Here is a 7,126-nt window from a genome sequence, read left to right as displayed (position 1 = left end):
GGATGCGCCGCCCGCTGGACTCCACCAGCGCGACCGCGTCCCGCTTGAACTCCCCCGAGTACCTCGCAGTACCCATGAGGACATCCTCTCCACGGACCCGAAGATCTGCTTCTCAGAAGCGTCCACTCTTCGGGGCAAAGCCCAATGCGACGACTACCCGTTCTCGTCCACATACGAAGGCGCGAACAAGGGAGACAACCGCTACTCCGCGCGGTTGATCGACGGCAAGGACAACGGGGGTCGAGTCAACATGATCAAGGACGTCCTCGCCACGAACCGGATCTTGGACAACGACCCGTTCTACGTCACGATCGTCCCGTAGCCGCACCCTTCAAGGCCGGAGGACAACCAGTGCCGATCCTGTACGAGTTCCGCACCGAAGCCAGGCCCGACAACGGCCTCATCGAGGTGTACGACTCCGATGCCTACCTCACGGACTCCGAAGCCGTCCGGCAGAACCGGGACACGGTGGTAGCGGGCACCGGCGCGCAGATCTACCTCCACAGCCTCCAGGGCATCGCCCCCGCCGAGATCCTGGTTCGGGTGTGGGACGGGCCGACGCCGGCCGACAGCACCAGGGTGGCCGAGGGCGAACGCTCGACAGTGCTGGACAGTCCCACGGGCGAGGTGGTCATCCGCGCGTTCGCCCCAGATCTCGCCGGTCACTTCCAGCTGCCCCGCCCAGGGGTCTACGAAGGTCGCGTGTCCTGGAAGGGACGGCACGAAGCCGCCGCGCAGGAGGCAAGCCTCCACGCCGAACTCGGCGCGGCAGAACTGCAGTGGCCAACCGACACCGACGCAATCTGGGCGACCCACCAGGAAGTTCTCGAGACCTACCGGATCGACCTCTGGTGGACCGCGGAGTCCGAGGACGACGAGGACGACGAATACTGACTTCGGCTTGTCAGGGTGACGTTGGGGTGTCGAGGGTCAGGCCGGTGCCGGCTATGAAGCCGTCGAGGGTTTCGGGCCGGTACTGCAGGCGCTTGAGCCGGTTGCGGACGAGGGCTTCGAGTCGGTCGAGGGCCATGACAGCGAGGTTGGCCAGGCTGTGCTTGACGTGTGCCCAGACCCACTCGACGGGGTTGAGGTCGGGCGAGTAGGCGGGAAGCAGGAACACCGTCAGCCAGGCGCGCTCGGCGATCAACTCGCGCATGGCGTGGGAGACGTGGGTGTTCAGGCGGTCCCAGACCAGCACGATCGGTGCCTTGACGAGCCGGTGGACTCCGTCGATCAGTGCGATGAAGTCGCGCTCGCCCATGCTGCGGCGCTTGCCTCGGCCCGCGGGGTGGGTGCGCAGGCGGTGGCACAGCCGGGTGCGGGAGCCGGGCCGCATGGCGATCATCCCGGCCACCGACAACCGTCCCGAGCGGCGGCCGCTGACCGTCACGACCGGAGTGCGGCCTCGCCGACCCCAGGTGCGTCCTCTGGGCGGACGGCGGGTGAAGCCTGCCTCGTCCTCGAAGCAGATGTAGCCGTCGCAGGCCGCCCGGGCGCTTTTACCTCCGCCCAGGTCGCCTCCGTAAGTTGTTGTCCGGCCCGGGAGGGCCGGGTGTGGCTCAGGTCGCCTTGTCTTCAGTGGCTTGGAAGGAGTGGCCGCCCGGCTCTTCGGGGCGCCCTGGCTGCTGATTGAGATGTGCGCGCTTCGTGCGGTCGCTGATTACGGAGACGACAGCGGGGTGTTCCTCGGGCCGACGGCATGCTGCCGGGGAAGGCGACGGTGCATCTCGTCAGCGTCGTCGAAGTCGAGGTCCGCACCCATGTCGGACTCCAGCGCCAGATCCAGGTCCTGCCCCGCCCGATGGCGCTTCCACGCCTCGTGAAAGGCATCGGTGTCACCCGTGAGGCGCTCGAACGCGGAGCCGGCCGCGTAGTTCACGTCCTCGTCGAAGATCACGTAGTCGTCGCCCCGGGCCGCGGCCTCGATCACTGCGGGGTGGTCCGCCAGCTCGTCCGGCTGAGCGGCTGCCTGCTCGTACCAGTCCCGCCCGAGGGCGATCAGGCCGGCCCGGAAGTCCATGAAACTGTCGTCCGAGCAGCCTCCCCCGATGAGGTAGGCGGCGGCCCACACGTCCCAGCGGTACACGGCGCCGTGCACCTCGTCGAAACGCTCCTGATAGCTGAGGATCTCCTCCTGCGGGAGCCTCGCCAGCTGGTCCACCAGTGCCTCGGCGAACGCTTTGCCAGGCGAGCCGCTGCTTTCGGCCCGCGCTGCCCCGACCACATTCCAGAACCCGTCGATGTCCATGACCGGCCACCCTTGCATTGGGGTCGGACATTTGAGGCCTACCGTGTCCCGAATGAGTCCCAACGCACTGCATCGAGCCCTCACCCTGCCCGGAGACCCCGTACTGCGACCGCTCCCGCGCCAGGTCGCCGTCCTCCTCGAAGAGTTGAACGCTCCACCCAGGCTCGCGGCCCATCTGCGCGCCGTCCACGATGTCGCCCACCAACTGGCCGACTGGGCCGAACAGCACTACCCCCAGCTGGACTTCGACCGGCACGCCGTCCTCTTCGGCGCCGCCACCCACGACATCGGGAAAGTCCTGCACCCCGAGGAGCTTTCCCGGCCCGGCTCCGAACACGAGGAGGCCGGCCACGACCTGCTGATCGCCCGGGGCGTCACCGAGGAACTCGCCCAATTCGCCCGCAGCCACGCATCATGGAACGCCCCCGGCATCAGCACCGACGACCTGTTGGTGAGCGTTGCCGACAAGATCTGGAAGGGCAAGCGCGTCACTGATCTCGAACAACTACTGATCGACCGCCTCGCCGAAGCCGGCCACCAGCGACCATGGGAGGCGTTCATGGCACTCGATGAGTTTCTCAACCACATCGCGCACGATGCCGAACGCAGGCTGGCGTTCCAAGCCGAACACCCAGTCACTCTGGGCATCGGAGAGCGCCCAACGCATTGACGCACACCGCCACACCAGTACCTCTCCGCCAGCGTGGTCGGGATCGACGCCAGGGGCGGAGGGTGTCAGGTGAAGGCCATGGCGATCACGCCCGAGCCGATCCGCAGATGACAATGGGTGCCGCCGCCTGCCCGCCTTGTGGGGGTACCAGAGCTCGGCCTCGGCCTCCGACGACCAGTAGAACCGTTACGGCCTAGGCTCTTCACGCTTCGTCAGACATCGGCGGCCTGATCGGGGTTTGCCAGGAGGACGCGGAAAGAGGCGCGGTCCGTCGGTAGTCCGGCCCTGCGCAGCCATGTGATCTTGTTGCCGATGTTGCCCCAGCAGTCCTCCTTGGCCGCGATGGCGCTGAGGAGTCGGTACTGACCATCGGTAAGGGCCGTCTCGCTGGCGTTGCCGTCGGGGAAGGCGCGCAGCAGAAGCGGTCCCCAGTCGCGTTCGACCGTGAAGTCGTTGGCCATTGACATCAAGGCCAGTGCGGCGTCGAGGACTTCTTCCAGAGTGGTGGTGCGGGCGAGCAGGGCCTTGAGGAGGGTGAAGCGGAACCAGCCGTCGAGTTGGGGCAGGGGTTCGGCGTCGAACCAGTGGTCGGCGGTGTGCGGGTCCGACAGTGCCTCCAGAAGGATGGCAGTGGGGCGCGGGTCCTCAGCAGGGAGCGGGGCGAGGGCGGCACAGGCGCGGATCGCCGGATCCGGGTCGGTGAGCAGATCGCCGGTGTCCTGCGCCCAGGCGACGAGGGTCAGAACGGCCGCAGCACGCTCCCGCCGGTCCCCGGTTGTGGTGAGGATGGTGCGAAGCCGCTCAGCGGCGTCGGGTATCCGGTCGCGGAGCTCGGGAGCCTTGAGCAGGTGGCCGGTGGCACCAACGGCGGCCTCGCGAACCACTGAGTCGGGATCGGCCAGGTAGGGAGACACAGCCTGGTGGATCGCGGGGCGGGCAGCCCGGCAGGCCGCGATGTCGGCCAGGTCGTCGTACTCGGGCTCCTGCTCGCGGTCGTCGTAATAGCCGACCGACTCAGCGATCTCGCCCAGCCAATCCAGCAGCGCAGCGCGCAGCGGGCGGACCCGGTCATCCCACGGGTACTCGCTCTCGTGCACGGCCGAGGTACGCGGATGGTCCAGGATGCCGGCCACGAACAGCGCGACCGGCGCAGTGCTGCTGTAGAGCGAGCCCTGGTGGAGGACCGACATCTGCAGCTGGCCCAGGGCATGGGCCTGGACCTCGGGGTCGTCGTCCAGCAGACCGACCAGCAGCATGGGTGTGTCCTCGGCCGATCCGTACGCGTGGCTGAGCTCCGCCCAGGGCGTGTCGAGCAGGACGGCCTTGGGGTGCGGGACCGATTCGATGCCGGCAGGCGGCTCACCAGGAGTGATCACGGGCAGCAGTGTGGCGGATCGGGCTGACAACGGGACGAACGTTGGTGACGGAAGCCGAACGCTGGGCATCCCGGCAGTCGAGGGCGCCAGCCGAGCAGCCCGACTTCGGCACGTCTACAGGGCGATACCGCAGTACAGGCCGCGCTGACCGGCGTCACGGGCGAGGCCGGCCAGCCGCTCCAGGAAGTCGGCTATCAGCTCCGCGTCCTGTCCCGCGCCGTCCTCGGTGAGCGTCCACCCGGACGCGGCCTCCTCCAGTCGGCCGCTGCCGGCCATCGCGAGCGCGTCACGAAGGCTGTCGGTAATCGACACGAGCCAGTGGCCCTCGTGCTGCGGATCGCTCAGCAGCTCGCAGAAGCGCGGGTCGGCTTCCACCTGCTCCTCGGGAACTCCCCTCAGGGCCGCCTCGACCACACCGAGGAGGGCGTCGGGGTCAACGCCCTTGAGGCCGACCGTGCCGAACCGGTCGTCGACCCGGCCGTCCTCGAAGATGCCCAAGGCCTGTGCGTCGTCGGCGGCCGCATAGTAGTCGTAGAGGTTTCCCATGGCTCGATCGTCCCAGCCACCCCCGACAGCCGGTACGGGCGCCCAGGCTCAGTGGCCCGGCCCCTCACCCCCGTGTCAGCTGGCACGGACGCCTCCGTAGGCTCCCCGTGTAAGAGCCGAATGCCTGCCCTGGGCGCAGCACGCGTGGCGTTCCGTTCGCCGAAAGACGTAGCCGCGATGATCGGGTGCCCCTGCCAACTGACGTGCCCCATCCACCTCGTCCCAGTCCGGGTCTGGGCGGAGTCGTGACCACGGGCCGTGGTAGGCTGAGGTGTCAGCGGCTTGTCGTAGAGTCGCCGGCTGTGACGACGACCCTGATGACGTACGCGGGCACCACCGAGCCCACCGCATTTGTCACCCGCACCGGCGGGGTGCCGCTGGCCCCGGCCGGGACTTCGTGGCCTCAGTGCTCCACGTGCGACGGGCCGATGCAGTTCCTGGCGCAGGTGCTCCTCGACGATCTCGGCCGCCACGCCGGCCAGGGCGCCGTCGAGAGGCGGGACGTGCTCGCCCTGTTCATGTGCCAGAACGACCCGGGCATGTGCGAGGAGTGGGACCCGCAGGCGGGCGGCAACCGCGCACTGCTGTTCCCTACGGCCGCACTCCAGCCGATCCCGGTGCCCGTGCTGGACGAGGACGACGACCAGGAGCCGGTTCTGCTCGGCGCGGTGAGCGCCGTCGCGTACGAGACTGCGTCCACCACGGCCGATTACGGCCAGGCCTACACGGAGTGGGCGAGGCAGCCGGGCCGAACTCCTCTTGACGTCCTCGGTCAGCTCGGCGGGCAGCCCGCGTGGCTGCAGAACGACGAGACCCCGGCCTGCCCGACCTGCGCACGGGAGATGAGGCTCGTCGTTCAGCTCGAGGAAGGACGGGACCACGCCACCGCGATGAACTTCGGAGGACGTGGTGAGGCCTACGCCTTCGCGTGCGAGCCCTGCACACAGGCCGTGTTCCTGTGGCAGTGCTGACCCCAGCAATCTTCTGCCCCCAGCCGGAGAGCCAGACCGCGCTCGAGCAACTACGCGCGCACCTCGGGGAACCGGAGTCCTGGGGTTGGGCCAGGCCCGCGATCTGGGATGCCAGTGAGCGGTACCTCGGTTTCCGGCTGCCGACCGACTTCAAGGCGTTCCTCGATCTGTACGGCCCCGGCTCGGTGGACGGTTATCTGACGATCGACCGGCCGATGGACACCACGCCGGCCGAGCTGGAGCGCTGCTGGGGACCCTCACCTGAGCGTCCGGCCTGGTACGGCGAGATTGCCGAGGGCTGGTGGGAGGTCGACGAGTCTGACGTCCGATCGGGCGTTCTGCTGCTGTGGGGAAGCGACGAGCAGGGCAGCCGGTACTTCTTCCGCGCGGTCGAGGACGATCCCGCCGAGTGGCGGATCATCATCAGCAGCGACGAGGGCGAGTGGTTCGAGACCGCCGGGACGTTCACCGAGTTCCTGGTTCGGTGCTTCCACCGCGTCGATCGCCCCGACTTCATGGACGCAAGCTGGCCGGGACCCAATGCTCGCTATGCGCACCACCCATGACCCCGCGTTCAGCCGCCCGGACCGCTACCCCGCGCGCCGACCTGAGCAACCGCCGCCGTACTCTGCCCGCGTGAGCACGAACCACTCCCCCGTCGCCTGCGTCTGCTGCGGCGCACCCACCCACGACAGGAAGCAAATCGATGTCCGGTTCGTCCTTCCCGATGCCGCACTTGCGCTCCCCGACAACTGGGACGGCGACGGCACCGAGCGCGACCTCGCTGCGCCGTGCCCGCTCACCAGGCGCCGGATCTGGTAGGACGGCCGCCGTGTCTGCTTCCTGCATCCCCACGAACGGCCCCCGACGCCACTGAGCTCTACGCTGGCGGAGCCTCGAGAGAAACGGTTGAGCAGCGAACCGCTTAGCTCCGCGTCGTCGATGAGAAGACCGCCCGCTTTCAAGGTGGGACCGCCGCCGAGTCCTGATCGCCCATGTGCTCCCTAGACGCGTGAGGAGTTGAAGTGGCCTCTATACCGGCCCACGACGCGCAGCGGCGGGCTGATGCTATTGGTGGGCGGCTGACTGCGTTGTTCGACCGCTCGGGCAAGGGTATCGGGCAAGTTTGTCCGTGGGAGCTGGTGGTCTTCAACGACCTGAGCGAGGCGGCACGGGCTGCGGCGGCCTGGATCGTGGCCGATTCGGTCATGAAGGATCGCACTGAGCTAATTCCATCCTGAAATCTGCAGGTCACGGGGGCTGGCGTGGTGCGCGGTCGGGGTGCTCGGGCCGGGCACGGGCTTGATCGCGATCG

The 7,126-nt window shown here is 68.3% G+C and carries 10 protein-coding genes and 1 pseudogene; 7 read left to right on the top strand and 4 right to left on the bottom strand.

What is annotated here, in order from left to right; genetic code table 11:
• Positions 1–322 (top strand): NucA/NucB deoxyribonuclease domain-containing protein (locus OP86_RS35385; protein WP_418952621.1); only part of this gene is annotated, 322 nt, incomplete at its 5' end.
• Between the two features lie 29 nt (positions 323–351).
• Complete coding sequence (locus tag OP86_RS31775; protein ID WP_051831120.1) at positions 352–894, top strand: hypothetical protein; 543 nt, start codon at positions 352–354, stop codon at positions 892–894.
• Between the two features lie 10 nt (positions 895–904).
• Here the strand turns inward: OP86_RS31775 and OP86_RS31770 are convergent.
• Both OP86_RS31770 and OP86_RS31765 read right to left on the bottom strand, forming a co-directional pair.
• Positions 905–1,521: pseudogene (locus OP86_RS31770) on the bottom strand (transposase); the annotation flags it as partial.
• Between the two features lie 139 nt (positions 1,522–1,660).
• Complete coding sequence (locus tag OP86_RS31765; RefSeq protein ID WP_030057784.1) at positions 1,661–2,248, bottom strand: DUF4240 domain-containing protein; 588 nt, start codon at positions 2,246–2,248, stop codon at positions 1,661–1,663.
• A gap of 52 nt (positions 2,249–2,300) precedes the next feature.
• Between OP86_RS31765 and OP86_RS31760 the strand changes: the two genes are divergently transcribed.
• Entirely contained in the window at positions 2,301–2,918 is a 618-nt protein-coding gene (locus OP86_RS31760) for an HD domain-containing protein (RefSeq protein ID WP_030057785.1), read from the top strand.
• A 212-nt stretch (positions 2,919–3,130) separates the two neighbouring features.
• On the opposite strand, the gene OP86_RS31755 is transcribed toward OP86_RS31760, so the two are convergent.
• Complete coding sequence (locus tag OP86_RS31755; RefSeq protein WP_106973565.1) at positions 3,131–4,294, bottom strand: HEAT repeat domain-containing protein; 1,164 nt, start codon at positions 4,292–4,294, stop codon at positions 3,131–3,133.
• Between the two features lie 114 nt (positions 4,295–4,408).
• Positions 4,409–4,840, bottom strand: coding sequence for a hypothetical protein (locus OP86_RS31750; RefSeq protein ID WP_030057787.1), 432 nt, complete (start codon positions 4,838–4,840; stop codon positions 4,409–4,411).
• Between the two features lie 302 nt (positions 4,841–5,142).
• Between OP86_RS31750 and OP86_RS31745 the strand changes: the two genes are divergently transcribed.
• The 4 genes from OP86_RS31745 to OP86_RS31735 all read left to right on the top strand — a co-directional run bounded on the left by OP86_RS31745 (position 5,143) and on the right by OP86_RS31735 (position 7,052).
• Positions 5,143–5,811, top strand: a complete 669-nt coding sequence (locus tag OP86_RS31745; protein WP_234434987.1) for a DUF1963 domain-containing protein — start codon at positions 5,143–5,145, stop codon at positions 5,809–5,811.
• On the top strand, positions 5,799–6,377 hold the full coding sequence (locus tag OP86_RS34175; RefSeq protein WP_157849903.1) for an SMI1/KNR4 family protein: 579 nt from the start codon (positions 5,799–5,801) through the stop codon (positions 6,375–6,377). The genes OP86_RS31745 and OP86_RS34175 overlap by 13 nt, the downstream gene beginning before the upstream one ends.
• Positions 6,378–6,447: 70 nt before the next feature.
• Entirely contained in the window at positions 6,448–6,633 is a 186-nt protein-coding gene (locus OP86_RS37025; RefSeq protein ID WP_157849902.1) for a hypothetical protein, read from the top strand.
• A 203-nt stretch (positions 6,634–6,836) separates the two neighbouring features.
• Positions 6,837–7,052, top strand: a complete 216-nt coding sequence (locus OP86_RS31735) for a hypothetical protein (RefSeq protein WP_030258436.1) — start codon at positions 6,837–6,839, stop codon at positions 7,050–7,052.
• Positions 7,053–7,126: the final 74 nt, after the last annotated feature.

Source organism: Streptomyces novaecaesareae (assembly GCF_000716875.1).
Taxonomy (GTDB): Bacteria; Actinomycetota; Actinomycetes; order Streptomycetales; family Streptomycetaceae; genus Kitasatospora; species Kitasatospora novaecaesareae.
The sequence above is the reverse complement of the archived record's forward strand: the minus strand, read 5'-3'. Positions and strand labels throughout refer to the sequence as shown.